This is a genomic window from Parageobacillus caldoxylosilyticus (genome assembly GCF_019272935.1).
Taxonomy (GTDB): Bacteria; Bacillota; Bacilli; order Bacillales; family Anoxybacillaceae; genus Saccharococcus; species Saccharococcus caldoxylosilyticus.
The window spans coordinates 153,469-174,198 of sequence record NZ_CP040553.1 but is presented as its reverse complement, the minus strand read 5'-3'; the positions used below and the strand labels follow the sequence as shown (position 1 = coordinate 174,198).

Annotated in this window: 16 protein-coding genes and 1 pseudogene; 16 read left to right on the top strand and 1 reads right to left on the bottom strand. The window is 46.8% G+C overall.

What is annotated here, in order from left to right:
- Nucleotides 1–25: 25 nt before the first annotated feature.
- The gene (locus BV455_RS00955) at nucleotides 26–1,132 is read right to left on the bottom strand and encodes a sensor histidine kinase (RefSeq protein ID WP_017437351.1); all 1,107 of its coding nucleotides are present in this window, start codon (nucleotides 1,130–1,132) and stop codon (nucleotides 26–28) included.
- 169 nt (nucleotides 1,133–1,301) lie between these two features.
- On the opposite strand from BV455_RS00955, the gene BV455_RS00950 reads away from it, so the two are divergent.
- The 16 genes and pseudogenes from BV455_RS00950 (at nucleotide 1,302) to BV455_RS00875 (ending at nucleotide 20,726) form a co-directional block, all read left to right on the top strand.
- Complete coding sequence (locus tag BV455_RS00950) at nucleotides 1,302–2,276, top strand: YncE family protein (RefSeq protein ID WP_017437352.1); 975 nt, start codon at nucleotides 1,302–1,304, stop codon at nucleotides 2,274–2,276.
- A 2-nt stretch (nucleotides 2,277–2,278) separates the two neighbouring features.
- On the top strand, nucleotides 2,279–2,950 hold the full coding sequence (locus tag BV455_RS00945; RefSeq protein WP_026078654.1) for a response regulator transcription factor: 672 nt from the start codon (nucleotides 2,279–2,281) through the stop codon (nucleotides 2,948–2,950).
- Nucleotides 2,951–4,357, top strand: coding sequence for a sensor histidine kinase (locus BV455_RS00940; RefSeq protein WP_017437354.1), 1,407 nt, complete (start codon nucleotides 2,951–2,953; stop codon nucleotides 4,355–4,357).
- A gap of 73 nt (nucleotides 4,358–4,430) precedes the next feature.
- Nucleotides 4,431–5,354, top strand: coding sequence for a cysteine synthase A (gene cysK, locus BV455_RS00935; RefSeq protein WP_017437355.1), 924 nt, complete (start codon nucleotides 4,431–4,433; stop codon nucleotides 5,352–5,354).
- Between the two features lie 338 nt (nucleotides 5,355–5,692).
- Nucleotides 5,693–6,328 carry a Bax inhibitor-1/YccA family protein gene (locus BV455_RS00930; protein ID WP_218687623.1) on the top strand — a complete coding sequence of 212 codons (636 nt, stop codon included), beginning with the start codon at nucleotides 5,693–5,695 and terminating at the stop codon, nucleotides 6,326–6,328.
- Nucleotides 6,329–6,479: 151 nt separating this feature from the next.
- The gene (locus BV455_RS00925) at nucleotides 6,480–6,806 is read left to right on the top strand and encodes an aldehyde dehydrogenase family protein (RefSeq protein ID WP_218688002.1); all 327 of its coding nucleotides are present in this window, start codon (nucleotides 6,480–6,482) and stop codon (nucleotides 6,804–6,806) included.
- 63 nt (nucleotides 6,807–6,869) lie between these two features.
- The gene (locus tag BV455_RS00920; RefSeq protein WP_017437360.1) at nucleotides 6,870–7,715 is read left to right on the top strand and encodes a hydroxypyruvate isomerase family protein; all 846 of its coding nucleotides are present in this window, start codon (nucleotides 6,870–6,872) and stop codon (nucleotides 7,713–7,715) included.
- A 39-nt stretch (nucleotides 7,716–7,754) separates the two neighbouring features.
- Nucleotides 7,755–8,684 carry an NAD(P)-dependent oxidoreductase gene (locus BV455_RS00915; protein WP_071997960.1) on the top strand — a complete coding sequence of 310 codons (930 nt, stop codon included), beginning with the start codon at nucleotides 7,755–7,757 and terminating at the stop codon, nucleotides 8,682–8,684.
- A gap of 178 nt (nucleotides 8,685–8,862) precedes the next feature.
- Nucleotides 8,863–10,185: pseudogene (locus tag BV455_RS00910) on the top strand (FAD-binding oxidoreductase); the annotation flags it as partial.
- A 6-nt stretch (nucleotides 10,186–10,191) separates the two neighbouring features.
- On the top strand, nucleotides 10,192–11,550 hold the full coding sequence (locus BV455_RS00905; RefSeq protein ID WP_218688001.1) for a (Fe-S)-binding protein: 1,359 nt from the start codon (nucleotides 10,192–10,194) through the stop codon (nucleotides 11,548–11,550).
- Nucleotides 11,547–12,998, top strand: a complete 1,452-nt coding sequence (locus BV455_RS00900) for an FAD-linked oxidase C-terminal domain-containing protein (protein WP_017437364.1) — start codon at nucleotides 11,547–11,549, stop codon at nucleotides 12,996–12,998. The genes BV455_RS00905 and BV455_RS00900 overlap by 4 nt, the downstream gene beginning before the upstream one ends.
- A 112-nt stretch (nucleotides 12,999–13,110) precedes the next feature.
- Complete coding sequence (locus tag BV455_RS00895; protein ID WP_218687622.1) at nucleotides 13,111–15,294, top strand: malate synthase G; 2,184 nt, start codon at nucleotides 13,111–13,113, stop codon at nucleotides 15,292–15,294.
- 189 nt (nucleotides 15,295–15,483) lie between these two features.
- Nucleotides 15,484–16,695 carry an NAD(P)-dependent malic enzyme gene (locus BV455_RS00890; protein ID WP_218687621.1) on the top strand — a complete coding sequence of 404 codons (1,212 nt, stop codon included), beginning with the start codon at nucleotides 15,484–15,486 and terminating at the stop codon, nucleotides 16,693–16,695.
- A 13-nt stretch (nucleotides 16,696–16,708) separates the two neighbouring features.
- The gene (locus BV455_RS00885; protein WP_218687620.1) at nucleotides 16,709–17,488 is read left to right on the top strand and encodes a fumarylacetoacetate hydrolase family protein; all 780 of its coding nucleotides are present in this window, start codon (nucleotides 16,709–16,711) and stop codon (nucleotides 17,486–17,488) included.
- Between the two features lie 85 nt (nucleotides 17,489–17,573).
- A complete protein-coding gene (locus tag BV455_RS00880) occupies nucleotides 17,574–18,359 on the top strand; it encodes an IclR family transcriptional regulator (protein WP_017437368.1) in 786 nt (261 codons plus the stop codon).
- Between the two features lie 99 nt (nucleotides 18,360–18,458).
- A complete protein-coding gene (locus BV455_RS00875; RefSeq protein WP_017437369.1) occupies nucleotides 18,459–20,726 on the top strand; it encodes a DEAD/DEAH box helicase in 2,268 nt (755 codons plus the stop codon).
- The last annotated feature ends 4 nt before the right edge of the window (nucleotides 20,727–20,730 follow it).

Genomic DNA, 20,730 nt, shown 5'->3' with positions numbered 1-20,730 from the left:
AAGTATGCCCCTGCTCCTAACTTGTTTATGCGGGCAGCCTGATGGAAAAAGAAGTCATTTGTTCATTAGAGGTACATGTAATTTGCCCGCCGTGATCTTCAATGATTTTTTTGCAAATGTAAAGGCCAATCCCTGTTCCTAATTTTTTCGTTGTAAAAAACGGTTCGAAAATCGTTTGGACCAATTCTTCCGGAATTGGCGGGCCGTTGTTGGTGATTTTAATATAAACGGACTTGTCCTGACGGCAGGCGTCGATATAGATGCAGCGGGGCTTGGCTTTTTCTTTCACCGCTTCAATGGAATTTAACAAAATGTTGATGAACACTTGGCGAAGCTGATCTTTATAGGCAAATATATGTATCGATGGGTCAATGGACACCGAAATTTTCACATCTCCGTCGACAATGCTTGCATATAGAAATTCAATAATTTCCTCGAATAGCTGCAAAAGGGAAAAGATTTCTTTTTCGCTTTCGACTATTTCTTTTCTAGAAGCATGAAGAAATTGGGAAATGCGAAATTTAAGCTGCTGCAGTTCATGGTCAATAATATCAAGATACGGCAAACCCGGGTGTTCAAATTTTAATAATTGAATAAATCCGATAATAGCTGTCAGCGGATTGCGAAATTCGTGCACGAAGCTCGATGACATTTGCCCAAGCAAGGTTAAGCGATCCTTATGGGATTGGGTGATAAACAAGTTTTTTTCCCGCAATTCCGCTTCTTTTAGCTCGCTGTATTTCGTAACGGCGTAAAATAAAAATTGATCAAACACGCAATTGATTTCATCGATCAGCGGGAGCAATTCTTCGATCGACAATGTTGACTGAAGTGCATACTTTATCACTAATCTTCGTCCGAGATTGGTATTGTAAACAAATTCGCCGATGCTCATATTTGTTTCTGCTCGTTCTTTCGCGATTTTGTAGGCAAGCTGCTCGATGTTTTCCCGATTGGATGCGGAGTGAAGCAGTGTGTCTTTGACGAGCTGAAACACGGCTATTCCGTTATGCATGACGTGATCGATATATTTATCGTTATCAGCGATATACATATGACTTTGCCAGTAAGAAAGAAAGTCGGAAAAGTGCGCATCTAAATGCGCGACTAATTTTTGCGCCGCGGACGTCAAACGATGTCACCCCGTTTTTATTAATTTACTTTTTATTATAAAGGGGAATGTACAAGTAGAATAGATGGAAAATGGCTTCAATTCATTGATCGTTAAATGTGAACAATATTTCACAAATCCTTCACAATATTCATTTATAATGGACTTGTTGATGAAAGGAGGGGGCGGGGTGAGGAAGGCGCGCCTATTTCTTCTTATTTTGGGACTGTTCTTGGTGTATGGATGTGAAAAAACAACATTTCCGGCGGTTCCAAAGCGGCCGCAAATATTAGTCAGCGTCAATGTGAACGATGAAAGCGTCGCATTTTTCGATGCGAAAACAGGGGCGGCTCTGGCAGAATGGAAAGTGAAGAAACCGATTCAAGGCGCCGCGCTGCTTCGCGATCGGCGAACATTGTTGCTATACGGCAATGAGTTAGATCGTGTTTACCTATATGATATCAAGACCGGAAAGGCAACACAGGAATGGCAAACGGGAAAAGGAATTGTTCATGCGCTCGTATCGAATAAAGGAGATGCCGTGTTTTTGGCAGACGAGCGGCAAAACGCCATCCGCATCTTTAAGGAAAATGGACAGGAGGCTGGGAAAATTGCAGTGGGCGACAAGCCGCTGACATTATTGCAAAACGATGCAGGGACGCTTCTGTATGTCATTGATTTTCGCAACACAAAAGCGTATATCATCCAAGTTGGCAAACGGCGGGTAGTTCGGACGTTTTCTGTTCCGAAATTTGCCGTTGGCGGCTTGCTACGTGAGAAAGAAGGGGAATTATGGATTGGAGGCCATGGAAGCGGCAACACCGTGGAAACGAATATTCATATTTACTCGGCTAGCACAGGAGCGTTGGTCAAAACGGTGAAAGCGCCCGTGATGCCGGTAGACTTTGCGGAAACAAAAGAAGGAATTTATGTTTTAAGCCACGGCTCAAGTACGCTATGGAAATGGGATGCTTCAGGGAAATTGGAATCATCAGTAATCGCAGGGGCGAATCCGTTTGCCATGATTGGGGCAAACGAACGGCTATATATTGCTAGTTATGATAGCAATGAAATATATGTTGTGGACGGGCGTACGATGAAAGTCATCGACCGTTGGAAAACAGGAAAAGGCCCGTTTCAATTGCTGATGGCGGAAGGAGAATGACGGTGGAAAAGAAAAGGGTATTAATTGTAGATGATGAAGAAGATATGCGTTTTTTAGTCAGGATGTATTTAGAAAACGCTGGTTTTTCTTGTCTGGAAGCTGAAGATGGTGACCGGGCGCTGGAAGTTTTGGAAGAGGCGAAAGTAGATGCCGTTTTAATTGACGTTATGATGCCGAAAATGGATGGCTTTACCTTATGTGAACGAATTCGCCGGCAATCGGACGTTCCTATTTTGTTTTTAACAGCAAGGGGAGAAGAATGGGATAAAGTAAGAGGCTTGAAGCTGGGCGGCGACGATTATATTGTGAAGCCGTTTAGTCCGGGAGAATTGATCGCCCGCATTGAAGCGGTGATGCGCCGTGCTTATCACGCCGACAATAGCGGCCTTTCGTTTGGCTCGCTTCTGATTGATGAAAGAGGAAGAAAAGTAACGGTAGACGGGGAGCCGGTGATTCTCACTTTAAAGGAATTCGATTTGCTTTTATTTTTGGCGAAACATCGCGGACAAGTGTTTAGTCGCGAAGAGCTGCTCGCAAAAGTATGGGGATATGATTATACAGGAAATGCACGAACGGTCGATACCCATATTAAAACGCTGCGCATGAAGCTAAAGCAGGCAAGCGATTTCATTCATACAGTCTGGGGAATTGGATATAAATTTGAGGTGTCGTGAATGCGACGAAACACGTTGACATTGGAGCAAAAAATATGGTTGGTGATTAGCCTTGGCGTTATTTTGACCGTATCGTTTTCCTCTTTTTTATTAGATTATTTCTACCAAAAACTATATGTGGATAAAGTAGAACAGACGCTGCTCCAAGAGGGAAAATCGCTGGCATCCGATTATCACGGCGGTGCGGTTAGCGAAACGTTCCGCAAACAAATTGAATGGTATGATGAAAAATCAACAGCTGAAGTGATGTTAGTGAATAACCCACGCGAATTAAGCGCCTGCCTGCCGTTTGACATTAACTATCAATCGTTGATTAGCGGCAAGGATCGCGCGAAGCTGCTTCGCGGTGAAACAGTGACGAAAATCGGCTACGAAAAGCGATTCCACCGCAAAATTATGGGAGTGATTATCCCGCTTTTAGATGGCCGTCGCCTGCAAGGGGTGATTTACCTTTATATTCCGCTCGCAAGCATTCAAGAATTAACGAAAGATGTCGTGATGATTTGGCTTCCGCTCGCGGCACTGTTTGTCTTTGTTCTTCTTTTCGCTGGAAAGCGGTTTGTTCGCCATATAACCGGTCCGCTAAAGGAGATGGAAGAAGTTGCTTATCATATGTCGCAAGGAAATTATGAAGCGCAAATTCCGGTGCGGACGAACGATGAAATAGGCAGACTGGCGAAAGCGTTCAATGTCATGGCCAAAGCAATTGCGGAAGAAGATATGCGAAAGCGCGAGTTTTTGGCAAACGTTTCCCATGAATTGCGGACGCCATTAAGCTATGTGAAAGGATATAGCGAAGCGGTATTGCAAGGATTGGTGAAGACGAAGGAAGAGGAAAGAAAGTATGTGCAGCTGATTCATCGGGAAGCGGACCGAATGGAGCGCCTTGTCCGTGATTTGCTTGATTTGGCCCAATTAGAAGGAAATAGTGTGCCACTGCAAAAAACACCGCTTGTATTTGCGCAAGTGATCGAAGATACGGCCGTAAAATACGAACCGTTTTTACAAAAAAAACAAATTACACTTCATGTGGAATTAGATCACGATATTATTTTGGAAGGAGATGCCGACCGGCTTGAACAGGTCGTGCAAAACCTTTTAGATAATGCCGTTCGTTATACCCCAACCGCTGGAAAGATCGATATACAATTGAGAAAAATAAGTGCTACGAGTTGTCAGCTTATCATTCGTGATTCAGGAAAAGGAGTTCCAAGAGAAAAGTTGCCATTTCTTGGACAACGTTTTTTCCGTGTTGATCAGGCACGTACGAGAAAAGAAGGTGGTACGGGATTAGGTTTGGCGATTGTCAAACAAATTGTTTCCCTTCACAATGGAACGATGTCGTTTTTCAGTGAAGAAGGGAAAGGAATGGAAGTGGTGATTCAGCTTCCGATATACGCTGAGTAGCGATTATTGAAGGAAAATGAAAAAAGTCCTATAATCATATACGAATAATTTTAATAAAGGTTGGGGATTTACGATGAAACTATACAACTCTGTTTTAGACTTAATCGGCAATACACCAATTGTCAAATTAAACCGGATTCCTGATCCGCATGGTGCGGATGTGTATATGAAACTAGAATCGTTTAACCCGGGAGGAAGCGTAAAAGACCGGGCAGCGTTCGAAATGATTCGGCGCGCAGAACAAGAAGGAAAGATTACTCCGGGGAAAAGCACAATTATCGAACCAACTTCTGGAAACACCGGCATCGGCTTGGCGATGGTTTGTGCGGCCCGCGGCTATCGCTGCATTATCACGATGCCAGATAACGCGACAGTCGAACGGGTGAAAATTTTAAAAGCATACGGAGCAGAGGTCCATTTAACGCCGGCGGAAAAACGGATGCAAGGAGCGATTGATGAGGCGAACCGGCTTGCCGCGCAAATTCCAGACAGCTTCATCCCGATGCAGTTTGAAAATCCGGCGAATCCGGATGCACATCGCCATAGCACCGCACAAGAAATTTTGGAAGCATTTGATGGTAAGTTAGATGCGTTTGTGCTTACTGCCGGTACGGGTGGAACCGTGACTGGCACCGGAGAAGAATTGAAAAAGCATATCCCAAATTTGCGCATTTATGTCGTAGAGCCATATGGTTCCCCTGTATTGTCGGGCGGAAAACCAGGACCACATAAAATCCCGGGTACAGGTCCGGGGTTTATTCCGAAAATTTTAAACCGCAATATTTATGACGATATTTTTCTTATTAAAGATGAAGACGCTCAAATGATGGCGCGCCGGCTGGCGGCCGAAGAAGGAATTCTTGTCGGCGCTTCTGCTGCGGCCAGCGCCTATTATGCCGTCAAAGTGGCCAAACAGCTTCCAAAAGGGGCGCGTGTCCTTTGTATGGCGCCGGATTCGGGAGAGCGTTATTTATCGTCCGATTTATTTGCGGATTAACAAAAGGCTCGCTTAGGCGAGTCTTTTTTATTTGCTTGTCATCCCCGCGCAATATCCTGCCAAAAAATCGTTGTGACAAACACAAAGTGAGCGATGGGCCGCTTCAACGTTCCGCAACGAAGCTGGTAACTATGCGAATCGGTTTGCGGTGATGGGATGGAAAGGCAAGACGGCCAATCCATTCGAACGTTAACAAAAAATCCGCCACGTATACATATGAAATGGAACATGCGAATTTTATTTTCAAACTCTTTGTATTTTTTCATACAAAACTACCATTTTAGCTAATGACCGCTCACGGTCAATTGTGATAAACTAAATAAAAAAAGGAGGAATGTGTGTTGTACTCAACAACGTATTCATCTAGTCCCATTGCTAAACTAACCGTTACATTTTTAGCAGCATTAGCAGTGGCAACAGGGGGTCTTTACGTCGGACAATGGATTCCGGCAGCGATGCATTTACCACTTGCTGTACTGGAGATCGTTTTGCTGCTTGTGATGATTTTTGCCCGCAGCAAAAAAGCGGTCGGCTATCCGCTTATGTACAGTTTTATGCTCGTATCTGGTGCAACGCTCTATCCGCTGATCGGCTATTACATTTCCGTTATCGGCGCCGATGCGGTGTTGAAGGCGTTTGCCCTGGCAGCCTTCTCGTTTTCCGGCGTGGCCATTTACGCGGCAAAAACGAAAGAAGATTTCTCTTTTCTCGGCGGCTTTTTAATGCTTGGCGCGTTTGCGCTGCTCGGTCTCTTGATTATTCAATGGTTTATTCCGTTTTCCAACGTCGGGCAAATGGGAATCGCTGCCCTAGGGATTCTCATTTTCCTTGGCTTTACGATTTACGACATCAATCGCCTTGCCCGCTATGGATTTACGGAAGCTGACATTCCGATGATTGTCGTCAACATTTATCTTGACTTTATTAACTTGTTTATTTACGTTTTGCGCTTTTTTGCCAGTGATGAAGATTGATCGAATGTTTATACAAAAAGGACTGTTTTCCCTGTTGGCCAGGAAAACAGTCCTTTTTTCATTGCAGTAAGCAGTCAGACTGCTAAATCGCGCTTCGAAAAGATGAGAATGGTCGCTTTCGCCCAATTTTGCCGGTTTTTCGTTTGCGAACATCGACGAAGCAATCCACTTTATCCAACGTTACGAAAAAACGCTGGCACTATATTTGTTTTCGGAGGATCGCCGCGTGCAACAAGCGGTGTTAGAGCGCGTTAGTTTCGGCGGCTGCATTAACGATACGCTCATGCATATCACGATGCCGTATTTGCCGATTGGCGGCGTCGGACAAAGCGGATTTGGGGCGTATCACGGCAAAGCGAGCTTTGACGCTTTTTCCCATTATAAAAGCATCCTCAAACAAACGACCGTATGGGATATCGCTGTGCGCTATCCAAATTACCCGAAGGCGCTTCAATGGGTAAAACGGTTGCTGAAATAAGCAGGAATACGGCATCTCCAGCGAGAATGATAAGCAATATTCGTCGGAAAGGAGGAAGAAAGAATGAACGAGTTTGCTGTTAACATATCAACTATTTTTACAGAAATGCCGTTTTTACAACGATTTCAAAAAGTAAGAGAGTGCGGTTTTTCGTTCGTGGAGTGCCAGTTTCCATACGAATATCCTATCGAACGCATTCGCGACGAGCTTCATCAGCACCAATTGTCTCTCGTATTAATCAATTTACCGCCAGGAAATTGGGAAAAAGGGGATAGAGGACTCGCGATTTTCCCAGACCGAACGGACGAGTTTCAGCGTTCCGTAGAAGAAGGAATTCGATATGCGGTCGAGTTGAACGTTCCGTATATTCACTGTATGGCGGGAGTGCTTCCAGCCAATTTAGACAGGCAAAAAGCGAAAGAAACGTACATGCGCCATCTTTATGATGCGGCAAAACAAATGGCGAACCACTCGTTGACACTTTTAATCGAGCCGATCAATCCATTTGATATGCCGAATTATTTTTTAACGAATATTCATGAAGCCGTTTCGATGATTAAAGAAATCGGACTAGCAAACATCAAGCTTCAATACGATTTTTATCATATGCAGCGAATTCAAGGAAATTTAGCAACGACATTTGAAACGTATTTTGACTGGATTGCTCATGTACAAATTGCTGATGTCCCGGGACGGCATGAGCCGGGAACGGGAGAAATTCGCTATGAATATATTTTTCGCCATTTAGAGAAATGCGGGTACAAAGGGATGGTCGGGCTTGAATATATTCCATCGGGGCGAAGCGAACAAAGTTTTGGATGGCGTATGTTATTTTCCCCTTCAGTAGAAGGGGTTACCCAAGAATCCCCTGCTTTTTTGCATGGGGAGCGGTCTAACATTGGCCATTGATTTCGGAGACGAAGCAGAAGGGAGGGAAGTTTCGCTGCAATGGATCATTATTCAAGTGGCGAAGCGAGAGGAATGAAGGTTGGATTTATTGGTACAGGTGTGATGGGAACAAGGATGGTAAAACGGCTGCTTGGTGCAGGCTACCAGGTTACTGTATACAATCGTTCTATCGAAAAAACGAAACCGTTAGTAAAGATGGGGGCAAACAGAGCCGACACGATCGCGGAACTGGCCCGGCACTCGAATGTCATTTGTACGTGTTTATCGATGCCGGACGATGTTATCGACGTTTATTTGCGAAAAGACGGTGTCATCGACCATGCTGGTCCGGGAACGATTTGTCTTGATTTTACGACAGTCGGACCGGATACAAGCAAGACGGTGGCCAAACGGGCTCAAGAAAAAGACATTTACTATTTAGACGCACCGGTGAGCGGCGGGCCGGAAGGAGCGGAGCAAGGAACGCTGACGATTATGGTTGGCGGGGCGAAGCCCGCTTGGGAACAAGCGTTGCCGCTTCTGAACGTTCTTGGCGAAACAGTCGAATATTTGGGGGAAAGCGGGGCGGGCAGCGCGGCCAAACTAATTAACCAATATCTTGTCGCTGTACATTCCGTTGCCGCGTCGGAGGCGATGGTCGCCGGAACAGCGTTTGGATTAGATGCAGAACAGCTTTATCGGATTTTGAAAGTGAGCTACGGGGATAGCCGCATGCTGCGCCGGCATATGGAGCAATATGTGCTGCCGCGCCGGTTTACGCCGGGTGGAGCAGTAAAGTATGTACATAAAGATGTTCGTTTGGCCAACGAGCTGATGAAGGAAATGGGCATGAAGCAATTTTTAGGGCAAATGGCGGAAGCAGCGTTTTCCCTTGCCATGCAACAGGGGTTGTCCAATTTAGATATGTCTGCGGTCATTCAGCTTTTCGAACAACAATGCAATGTGACGGTAAAAAAGGAGAATGAATAGAATTATTCATAAATTCAAAAAATTCGTTGAAAAAAATAAAAATAGATGTTTTAATAATAGTAAAAAGCAATAAAACATGCAGTAGTCGATGAGTCTTGCATTTGCCGATGCATGGCCTATTTTTTACAAAATAAAAGAAACATCGTTTCTTATTACGAAACAACAGGAGGTGCAAAGGGTGCTGCCGTTAGCATGGAAAGACGATTTAACCACATTTTTACCAGAAGAACAAGTGAAGATAGACGGTCAAACGCACCCGCTTGGCAACGGCGGCCATGTAACCGTTTATCCGCAAACAGAAGCAGAGATTTCCGCCGTATTGCGTTACGCCAACAGCCACGGAAAAAAAGTATGCATTGTCGGCGGCGGAACGAAGCGGGGATTCGGAGGACAAATGGAATGCGCCGATATTTTGCTATCGCTAGCCAACTATAGCGGGATTGTCGAACATGCCGCTGCCGATATGACGGTTACCGTTAAATCAGGAACCGTGTTTGGGCAGCTGCAAGATTACTTGGCGGAATACAGGCAAAAAGTCGCGCTTGACCCTGCATGGCCGCAATACGCGACGATCGGCGGCGTCATTGCAGCCAACGACAGCGGGCCCAAACGGCTCGGCTACGGCTCGGCGCGCGACAGTGTCATTGGCTTGAGAACGGTGTATCCGGATGGAACGGTGATTCGTTCTGGAGGAAAAGTCGTCAAAAATGTGGCCGGCTATGATATGAACAAGCTGTTTATCGGAGCGATGGGCACGCTTGGCGTGTTATCGGAAATCACGCTGAAGCTCCGTCCGCTGCCAAAATATGAAAGCCTTGTATTGCTGTCATTTCCGTCGGGGAATTTGGAAGAAGTTCGTTCGTTTGCCGTTCAATTTCTCGATTCGATGATGGAGCCTGTTTGTTTTGAATTGCTGAGCCCATCGCTGTCGGAGCGGCTGATCGGCAAGCGTGCTTATACGCTAATGATCGCGTTTGAAGATGTAGAAAGCGCTGTTCATTATCAAGAAGACTATGTACAGCGTCTCCGTCCGTCCCATACGACGATTCGTATTCTTCCGCAGGAAGAGGCCAAATCGTTTTGGCAAACGTTCTACACGATCGGCCCGAATGGCGCCGCACCGCACGAACCGGCTGGAAACGAAGTCGAAGCGGCGGTGAAAATCGGCGTCGTGAATTTGAATGTCATCTCGATCATCCGCGAGAGCGAGCTATTAGAAGACTGCTGCCACGTCCATATGGAGGCGCACGGGGGTCTGGGGCACGGACTTTGCCAAGTGTATTTGAAGGGAAGCGAGGAGTCGATCATCACGGCGATCGAACAGCTGCGGGCGGCGGCGACAAGCTTGGGCGGATACGCCATCGTCAAGCACCTGCCTTTCGCGCTGCGCACCCGCGTCAATGTATGGGGAGAAAAGCCATCGTACTTTTTTCTGCTTGAAGGAATTAAACGAAAAATTGATCCAAAGCAAACGTTAAATCATCAGCGGTTTGTCGGGGGATATAAGATGAGTTTACGAGAAAGCGAGATAAAAAGCGGACCGGCCTGTACGACCGTCAGCCTTGGGAACTATCGCTTTAGCGATCCGCCGGATCCAAGCAAATGGGCGGACTGCGTGCATTGCGGCATGTGTTTAGAATCATGCCCGACTTACGAACAGACCGGTCAGGAACAACATTCGCCGCGCGGACGCGTGCATTTGATGAAATCGGTGGGGGAAGGAAAACTAGAGATTACAGAAGATTTAATCGATCCTATTTTTACATGCCTAGACTGCCGCGCTTGCACGACGGCATGCCCTGCGGATGTCGATGTCGGCGGACTGATTGAACAAGTGCGCGGACAAATTCGCCAAGCCATTCCGTTAACAGGATGGAAAGCGTTGGTCAGTGATTTCTTCCTCAAAGGGGTGTTTCCGTATCCATCTCGTCTTCATCTGCTTGGAAGCTTGTTAAAACTGTATCAAAAAAGCGGACTGCAGACTTTCGCCCGCAAAGCAAAACTGCTTCGTATAATGCCAAAGCATTTGGCGGAGATGGAAGCCATTTTGCCGGAAGTGGGCGTACCGGTGCGGAAAAAATATAAGCATACGAACGTTATTAAAGCCAAAGGCGAAACAAAGCATACGGTCGCACTACTAACCGGCTGCGTGATGGATGTCATGTTCAGCGACATTAATGAAGCAACAATCCGAGTGTTGACCCGCAACGGAAACGATGTCGTTATTCCGCAAAACCAAACGTGCTGTGGAGCGCTTCATGTCCATGCCGGCGACCGCGAAACAGGCCGCAGGCTGGCAAAGCAAAATATCGAGGCGTTTAGGCATGTCGACCGCGTCATCGTCAATGCGGCCGGATGCGGCTGCATGTTAAAGGAATATCCGGAATTGTTCCGCGACGATCCAGAGTGGCATGAAAAAGCAGAACAATTTGCCCAAAAAGTCGAAGATATTTCGAAATATTTGCATGACACCGGATATGACAAACCGAAGACCGAGTTAAACATGCGCATTACGTACCATGACGCCTGCCATTTGGCCCATGGTCAAGGAATCCGCCAGGAGCCGCGCGCTCTATTAACAAGCATTCCGGGAGTAGAAATGGTTGCCATGCCAAACGCAGATCGCTGCTGCGGCAGTGCGGGAATTTACAATCTCACCCATCCAGAGATGGCAGGAGCGGTATTGGAAAGCAAAATGGAACACGTTCCGCAGGATGTGGAGCTGATTTCGATGGGCAATCCGGGCTGCATGCTGCAAATGGCGCTCGGCGTTATGAAATACGGACGAAACCAAAAAGTCGTCCATACGGTGCAAATATTAGATTGGGCGTACCAAAAAGAAGAAGGAAAGGAAGTACGCATATGAGAAAAACGGCAATACAAACGAAGGACCCGCATATTCAAGCGTTAGCACGCATTGTTGGCGGCGAAAAGTCGATTTTATACAAAAAAGAAGATTTGATTGCCTATGACTGTGACGGGTTCACCGTTCACCGCCATCTGCCGAAAGCGGTCGTATTTCCGAAAAATACGGAGGAAGTCGCAGCGATCGTTAAGTATTGCCATGACCACGACTTGCCGTTTCTTGCCCGCGGAGCCGGAACCGGATTAAGCGGCGGCGCGATTCCGCTAAACGGGGAAGTTGTGATTAGTTTGACGCGGATGAAGCGGCTGCTTCATGTCGATCTGGAAAACCGCCGCGCGGTGGTGGAGCCTGGGTTTGTGAACTTAAAGCTAACAAATTCGATCGCTGATCGAGGGTACTATTATGCTCCTGATCCATCGAGCCAATATTGCTGCACGATTGGCGGAAACGTCGCCGAAAACGCGGGAGGAGCGCACTGTTTAAAATATGGCGTCACTACGAACCATATTTTAGGACTTGAAGTCGTGCTGCCAAACGGGGAAATTATTGAAATCGGGGAAAACGGCATTCCTGATCCGCCGGGATATGATTTATTAGGGCTGTTGACTGGTTCAGAAGGAACGTTGGGGATTGTGACCAAAATTACAGTTCGGATTTTAAAAAATCCAGAAGCGAAGCAGACGGTGCTCGCCTATTTTGATCGTGTCGAAGACGCGAGCCAGGCCGTTTCCGATATTATTTCCGCAGGGATGGTTCCGGCGGCGCTCGAGATGATGGATCAAACAGCGATCGAAGGGGTGGAGGCCGCCGCTTTTCCGGTCGGACATCCGAAAGATATTGAAGCGCTTTTATTAATTGAAGTAGACGGGATTTCTGCCGGCATTTCCGAGCAAATTAATGAAATTTTGCACATTTGCAAGAAGCGCAACGTGCGCGAAGTAAAAGTGGCTCAATCGGAGGAAGAACGGGCGCGCTGGTGGGCCAACCGCAAAACCGGATTTAGCGCGATGGGGGCCATTTCCCCGGATTACTTAGTGCAAGACGGGGTTATTCCGCGCAACAAATTGCCGGAAGTGCTAAAAAATATCCGAGCGATTAGCAAAAAGTATGGATTGCGCATTGCCAACATCTTTCATGCGGGCGATGGAAATCTTCACCCGCTTGTGCTGTTTGACGCAAGAAAGCCAGGAGAAACAGAAAGGGCGCTTGCGGCAGGAAGCGAATGCCTGCAGGTATGTGCCGCGGTTGGCGGTTCGATTACTGGGGAGCACGGGGTTGGTATCGAGAAAAAAGAAGAAATGCGCTTCATTTTCAGCGATGAAGAAATTGTTGCGCAAACCGACATTCGCGACGTGTTTAACCCGAAAAATTTGCTGAACGCCGGAAAGCTGTTCCCAACTCCGGGGCGATGCGTCGAGATGAAACAAGTTGCTTCCTCCATAAAGTGAAAATTTTGCGAAAATCATTGAAAGTGATTTCATTTCATGCTATCATTTTTTTAAACAATCATGAAACAGTGTTTCGTAATAAGAAACAAAAAAGGGGAGAGAGGGAAAGGAAATGGAACAATACGTAAAAATCGGGAATCTACAAGTATCGACATTGCTCTATGAGTTTATCAATGAGGAAGTGCTTCCTGGAAGCGGTGTCGATGGGAAAAAATTTTGGAAAGACTTTGAAACGCTAATTGCCGATTTAACGCCAAGAAACAAGGAGCTGCTTGCCCGCCGTGATGAGATCCAAGCAAAGCTAAACGAGTGGCATAAAAAACATCGCGGCAGCTTCGATATGGAACAATATAAAGCATTTTTAACCGAAATCGGCTATTTAGAGCCAGAGGTGGAGGATTTTGAGATTACAACCGAAGGAGTAGACGAGGAAATCACGGTGCAAGCGGGACCGCAGCTAGTCGTTCCGGTGACGAACGCGCGCTATGCGCTAAACGCGGCCAACGCCCGCTGGGGAAGCCTTTACGACGCGCTGTACGGAACGGACGCGATTAGTGAAGAAGACGGCGCTGAACGCGGCAACTCCTACAATCCGGTGCGCGGCGCCAAAGTCATCGCCTATGGGCGCGAGTTTTTGGATCAAGCAGTGCCATTAAAAGAATATTCTCATAAAGATGTCGTACAATATGCGGTAGTCAACGGGAAATTAACGGTTACTGTCGAAGGCGGAAGCACTACGACGCTAGAAGAGGAAGAAAAATTTGTCGGATTCCAAGGAAATCCGGAAAATCCATCCGCTATTTTGTTAAAAAATAACGGCCTTCACATCGAAATTCAAATTGATCGCAACCATCCGGTCGGGAAAACGGATAAAGCGGGGGTAAAAGACATTTATTTGGAAGCAGCCGTCACAACCATTATGGACTGCGAAGACTCGGTAGCGGCTGTGGATGCAGAAGATAAAGTGCTCGTATACCACAACTTGCTTGGCCTTGTCAAAGGAAATTTAACGTCTACATTTGTAAAAAATGGAAAAACGATGACGCGGGCGCTAAATCCGGACCGTATTTATCGAACACCGGATGGCAAAGAGCTTACGCTGCCAGGACGTTCGCTTATGTTCGTCCGCAACGTCGGCCACTTAATGACAAACAACGCAATTCTAGACGCCAACGGCGAGGAAGTATATGAAGGCATCATCGATGCGGTTGTAACAAGCTTGATTATGAAACATTCGCTTATTGGCAACACTCGTTACTTAAATTCGCGTAAGGGCTCGATTTATATCGTCAAACCGAAAATGCACGGTTCAGAAGAAGTGGCGTTTGCGAATGAACTGTTTGACCGTGTTGAAGATATGCTCGGCCTAAAACGCAACACCATTAAAATTGGCGTCATGGATGAAGAACGCCGCACGACATTGAATTTGAAAAACTGCATCTATCAAGTGCGTGACCGCATCGTCTTTATTAATACAGGTTTCCTAGACCGGACAGGGGATGAAATTCATACGTCGATGGAAGCGGGCCCGATGATCCGCAAAAACGAGATGAAATCGTCGACATGGCTGCAAGCCTATGAAAAATCCAATGTTGCGATCGGTTTAGCGGTCGGCTTCCAAGGCCGCGCCCAAATCGGAAAAGGAATGTGGGCAATGCCGGATATGATGGCGGAAATGCTCAGACAAAAAGGCGGGCAGCTAAGAGCCGGCGCCAATACGGCATGGGTGCCTTCGCCGACAGCAGCGACGCTGCACGCGCTCCATTACCATCAAGTAAATGTAGCAGAAGTGCAAAATGAGTTGCGGAAAGACCGCAAAGATTACCGTGATGAAATTTTGCAGATTCCGGTCGCTAAAAATCCGCAATGGACGCCGGAAGAAATTCAAGAAGAGCTCGATAACAACTGCCAAGGCATACTAGGCTATGTGGTGCGCTGGATCGATCAAGGTATCGGATGCTCGAAAGTGCCGGATATTAATAATATCGGGCTAATGGAAGACCGGGCAACGCTGCGGATTTCCAGCCAGCATATCGCCAACTGGCTTCACCATGGCATTTGCACGAAAGAGCAAGTGTTAGAAACGTTAAAACGGATGGCGAAAGTGGTGGACGAGCAAAACGCCGGCGATCCGAACTATCGGCCGATGGCTCCGGACTATGATAATTCCGTTGCCTTCCAAGCGGCGTGCGATTTAATCTTTAAAGGCTATGAACAGCCAAACGGCTACACCGAGCCGATTTTGCATCGCCGCCGTTTAGAAGCAAAAGCCAAATATGCAGCGGTTCAACAATAAGAAAATGATGAACAAGGGCGTCTTTCTCTTCCATGAACGCCCTTGTTCATTCGTATTATTCGTCGAAATATTCAAATAAATAAACAAGGAGGTGCAAATCCTAGTTACTACAGATTTATTGTAGTAAGCAAAGCAGCACAAAAGGCGGCAGAAATAGATGGAAAAAGGTTAGTAGCTAGGTAAACGATCATGCGGAACCTGCGGGAAAAATCGCTACTGGTTCATCAGCAAGCAAAAGGAAAGCTATATGTAGATGTCAAAGTCCCGATCGAAAATGCAGATGATTTAAGCGTCGTTTATTCTCCGGGAGTGGCGGAGCCGTGTAAAGAAATTTATGTCAACCCTGATTTGATATATGACTACACGATGAAAGGAAATTTTGTGGCGGTTGTCTCCAATGGATCTGCTGTATTAGGACTGGGGAATATTGGCGCAAGCGCATCCATGCCCGTCATGGAAGGAAAAGCCGCCTTATTTAAAGCATTTGCCGGCATTGATGCTGTGCCGCTTTGCATTAACACCGATGATCCGGAACAAATCATTCAGACCGTCAAATTGTTAGAACCGACGTTCGGCGGCATTAATTTAGAAGATATTGCCGCGCCAAACTGTTTTTTGATTGAGGAGCGCCTCAAGCAGGAGTTATCGATACCAGTATTCCATGATGACCAGCATGGAACCGCAATTGTAACGGCCGCCGGGTTAATCAATGCGTTGAAGGTCGTGCAAAAGCGTTTGAGCGAGTGCAAGGTGATCATTAACGGAGCCGGCGCCGCCGGCATCGCGATTGCGAAGTTGCTTCTTTATATGGGAGTGGGCGACATCATTTTATGCGACTCCAAAGGGGCGATTTATGAAAACCGTCCATACGGTATGAATAAGATAAAAGAAACGCTCGCAAAGCAAACGAATCGCGGGCGCGTTCAAGGAACACTAAAAGAGGTCATTCAAGCTGCCGATATATTTATTGGCGTTTCTGTTGCCGGGGCGCTCACGCCGGAAATGGTTCGCTCGATGAACGACAATGCCATTGTCTTTGCGCTGGCTAATCCGGTTCCGGAAATTATGCCGGATGAAGCTAAAGCGGCAGGAGCAGCCATTGTTGCAACGGGACGATCTGATCTGCCAAATCAAGTCAATAACGTCCTCGCCTTTCCAGGAATTTTTAAAGGAGCGCTGCGAGTGCGTGCCTCTGAAATTAATGAAGAGATGAAGCTAGCAGCGGTTAGTGCGATTGCCGGTTTAATCAGCCCAGAAGAACTAACGAATGATTATGTGATTCCAAACCCGTTTGATAAGCGCGTAGTCGCGGCTGTGGCCGATGCGGTGGCGCGTGCGGCCATCAGAACGGGAGTCGCCAGAAGCAGGGATACGGAAAAAGAACAGGAAAACGTTATGTGAGAGGAGTGGCATCATGAAATTTGCCAGATTTACTGCAGATGGAAAAACGCATATGGGAGTAGTGAATGGCGAGGTGATTCGCGAAATCGTCGGTGATTTATTTACGGGATGGGAATATACAGGGAACGTTTTCAGCAGGCAAGAAGTAACATTGCTGGCGCCGCTCGTTCCAAATGAAATCATCGGAATTGGCGCAAACTATGTAGCAAAACGAGAACAATTGCCAAATGTGCTTCCGGAAATTCCTGTCTTTTTCTTTAAGCCGTCTTCATCGGTTATTGGCCCGGAAGCGGAGATCGTTATTCCAGCGGGAGTCGACAAAGTCAAATTTGAATCAGAATTGGCTGTAGTTATTGGCAAGGAAGCAAAGAACGTCCCTGAATCGGATGTCTGGCAATATATATTTGGATATACTGTTGCCAACGATGTAACGGCGCCGCAATTTTTCCATCCGGACGGCCACTGGACGATCGGCAAATCGTTCGATACGTTCACGCCGTTAGGCCCTGTCATCGAGACGGAGCTGAACCCTTCTTCTGTTTGGGTGAAAGCGAGATTAAACGGAGTTGAAAAACAAAACAGCCCGACAGAACTGATGATTATTCCAATCAGCAAAATGATCGCCTATTTAACAAGCGTGATGACGTTAAAACCGGGCGATGTGATTTTAACGGGAAGCCCGGTCGGTGCCGAACTGGTTGGAGCCGGCGATGTGATTGAATGTGAAATAGCAGAAATCGGTACGCTGCGCAATACGTTTGTAACGGCTCGGGAGCGGGCAAAAACATGTTAATGGCGCAAAATGTACCATTATATGTAAAATGCCCGGCAATAGGTGTATAATGGCAGTGGACGAAGGAATAGTTGAGGTGAACACGATGGAAAGAGAAAATATAGTAAAATCCGTAAGCCGGGCATTACATATCATTGATATCGTCAGTTCGAAAAAAGATGGGTTAGGCGTCACCGAAATCGCCAATCAAATGGATATTAATAAAAGTTCCGTCTATCGCATTTTATCGACTCTTGTTCAATACGGCTACATCGAGCAAGATAAAGAAACGGAGCGATATAAGCTTGGCTATAAATTTTTAGAAATCAGTTCCAAACTGCTTGAATCGATCGATTTGCGGAAAGAGGCGAAACCGTATTTGCGGGAATTGGAAAAAGAAACAAACGAGGTCATTCACCTTGTGGTATATGACCAAGGCGAAGTCATTTATATCGAAAAATTAGAGGGAACGGAAACGCTGCGCATGCATTCGAAAGTAGGAAAACGGGCACCGATGCATTGCACCGCCGTCGGAAAAGCAATTCTTGCCCATTTGCCGCCTCATATAGCATTAGAGATCATCGATCGAAAAGGCTTGCCAAAGCATACCGATTTCACGATTACGGACAAGAATGAATTTCTCAAAGAATTAGAAAAAGTAAAACAAAAAGGATATGCATTGGATTTAGAGGAAAATGAGTACGGTATTCGCTGTATCGCTGTTCCGATATTTGATTATTCGGGCAGCGTAGTGGCCGCCGTCAGCATTTCCGGTCCGACGATCCGCATGACAGACGAGCGGATGGAAAAATTGCAGGGTCGCATTCAGGCGATCGGCAAACAAATATCCGCCCGGCTTGGATATCGGCCAGATCACCCCGTCCAGTCTTGATGACTGGGCGTTTTTTGTGGTGCGTACATTGTTTTTCGTGGCAATTCCCACCTCATTTCTATTAAAATAATAAAAGTGATATCGTTGAGGTGAGCATGGATGAAGAAAAAGAACCTACATGAATTGATTGAACAATTGCGCAAAGATCCAAATGTCGTATATTGGCATGAAATCGAGCCGCAGGAAGCCAATACGGTTCCAATGCCAGATAGCCTAGACGTGCGCCTCAAATCAGCGCTTGAAAAGCGCGGCATCGCCTCGCTTTACACCCATCAGGCGGCGGCGTACGAGGCGGTGCGAAACGGCAAGCATATCGTCGCGGTGACACCGACAGCTTCCGGGAAAACGCTTTGCTACAATTTGCCCGTGTTGCAGGCGATCGCCGAAGCGGAACATAGCCGAGCGCTTTATTTATTTCCAACCAAAGCGCTCGCCCAGGACCAAAAAAACGAATTGCACGAAATCATCGAGGAAATGGGCGTGCCGATTTATAGCTATACGTACGATGGCGACACCGCCCCAGGCATTCGTCAAAAAATTCGCCAGGCGGGCCATATTGTCATTACCAATCCCGATATGCTTCATTCGGCAATTTTGCCGCATCATACGAAATGGGTATCTTTATTTGAAAACTTGCGCTATGTTGTCATCGATGAGCTCCATACGTATCGCGGCGTGTTTGGCAGCCATGTTGCCAACGTCATCCGCCGCTTAAAGCGCATCTGTTCGTTTTACGGAAGCAAGCCGATCTTTATTTGCACATCGGCAACGATTGCTAATCCGAAAGAACTGGCCGAACATCTGACGGGAGAACCCATGACATTAATTAATAACAATGGAGCGCCGCGGGGAAGAAAACATTTTGTTTTTTATAATCCGCCAGTAGTTCATTCCTCTTTTAACATTCGGGCAAGCGCAACTGCCGAAGTGAACCGGTTGGCAAAACAGTTTTTGGAAAACGGCATTCAAACGATTGTCTTTGCCCGTAGCCGCGTGCGCGTCGAGTTGATTTTAAGCCATTTGCAGGCGATGGTGAAAGACCGGTTGGGACCGAAAACGATTCGCGGCTATCGCGGCGGCTATTTGCCAAAAGAAAGACGGGAGATCGAAAAAGGGTTGCGCAGCGGGGAAATTATTGGAGTGGTGAGTACGAACGCGCTTGAACTTGGCGTGGATATCGGCCAGCTGCAGGCATGCATCATGACCGGTTATCCCGGCACCGTAGCGAGCACGTGGCAGCAAGCCGGACGGGCAGGAAGACGCCATGGCGATTCCATCGTCATTATGGTGGCGAGCTCTAATCCGATTGACCAGTACATTGTGCAGCATCCGGAATATTTCTTTGACCGCTCTCCGGAAACGGCTCGCATCAACCCGGATAACATGCTGATTCTTGTTGATCATCTTAAATGTGCAGCATATGAACTTCCTTTCCGAAAAGGAGAAAAGTTTGGCGGCCTCGAAGTGGAAGAAGTGTTGGAATTTTTAACAGAGCAAAAAGTCTTGCACTACCGTGCCGGCAAATGGTATTGGATGAATGACGCGTTTCCGGCTCATAATATTAGCCTGCGCTCCGCCTCGCAAGAAAATGTCGTCATTATCGATATTTCCGAAACAGCGAACCATCGCGTCATCGGCGAAATGGACCGTTTCAGCGCAATGACGCTGCTGCATGAGGAAGCGATTTATCTTCATGAAGGAGTGCAATACCAAGTAGAAAAGCTCGATTGGGAAGAAAAGAAGGCATATGTCCGCGAAGTGAACGTAGAATATTTTACGGATGCGAATTTAGCGGTGCAGCTTCATGTCCTAGAAGAAGACCGAAGCGAGCAAAGGCAGCAGTTAAGCCTGCATTATGGCGATGTTTCTGTAAGGGCGATGGCGACGATCTTTAAAAAAATCAAATTATCGACATTTGAAAACATTGGTTCGGGACCGATTCATTTGCCGGAAGAAGAGCTGCATACATCAGCGACATGGATCGAATTGGGAGAAGAGCTGTCTGACATCGACGCGCCGCTGCTTGAACAAGTCTTGATCGGGATATCGAATGTTCTCCGTCATCTTGTCCCGATGTTTGTCATGTGTGACCGGTCGGATATTTATGTCGTGCCACAAATAAAAGCACCGCATTCGGGAAGGCCGACGATTTTTATTTATGACCGTTATCCGGGCGGGATCGGTTTATCGGAAGCCGTTTTTGAACGATATGATGAAATGATCGAAAAAGTGAAGCAATGGGTGGAAAACTGCCCGTGTGAAAGCGGCTGTCCTTCTTGCATCGGCATTGTCGAGGGGCAGCACCATTTGGCGAAGCAGCGCATCATTGCCTTTTTGCGACAATTGCTAGCCAATGAGAAAGGATGAACAC

Coding starts and splice junctions, on each gene's coding strand:
- BV455_RS00940 (WP_017437354.1), top strand. CDS start 2,951: ATGCGACGAAACACGTTGACATTGGAGCAAAAAATATGGTTGGTGATT.
- cysK (WP_017437355.1), top strand. CDS start 4,431: ATGAAACTATACAACTCTGTTTTAGACTTAATCGGCAATACACCAATT.
- BV455_RS00920 (WP_017437360.1), top strand. CDS start 6,870: ATGAACGAGTTTGCTGTTAACATATCAACTATTTTTACAGAAATGCCG.
- BV455_RS00915 (WP_071997960.1), top strand. CDS start 7,755: ATGGATCATTATTCAAGTGGCGAAGCGAGAGGAATGAAGGTTGGATTT.
- BV455_RS00905 (WP_218688001.1), top strand. CDS start 10,192: ATGAGTTTACGAGAAAGCGAGATAAAAAGCGGACCGGCCTGTACGACC.
- BV455_RS00900 (WP_017437364.1), top strand. CDS start 11,547: ATGAGAAAAACGGCAATACAAACGAAGGACCCGCATATTCAAGCGTTA.
- BV455_RS00895 (WP_218687622.1), top strand. CDS start 13,111: ATGGAACAATACGTAAAAATCGGGAATCTACAAGTATCGACATTGCTC.
- BV455_RS00890 (WP_218687621.1), top strand. CDS start 15,484: ATGCGGAACCTGCGGGAAAAATCGCTACTGGTTCATCAGCAAGCAAAA.
- BV455_RS00885 (WP_218687620.1), top strand. CDS start 16,709: ATGAAATTTGCCAGATTTACTGCAGATGGAAAAACGCATATGGGAGTA.
- BV455_RS00880 (WP_017437368.1), top strand. CDS start 17,574: ATGGAAAGAGAAAATATAGTAAAATCCGTAAGCCGGGCATTACATATC.
- BV455_RS00875 (WP_017437369.1), top strand. CDS start 18,459: ATGAAGAAAAAGAACCTACATGAATTGATTGAACAATTGCGCAAAGAT.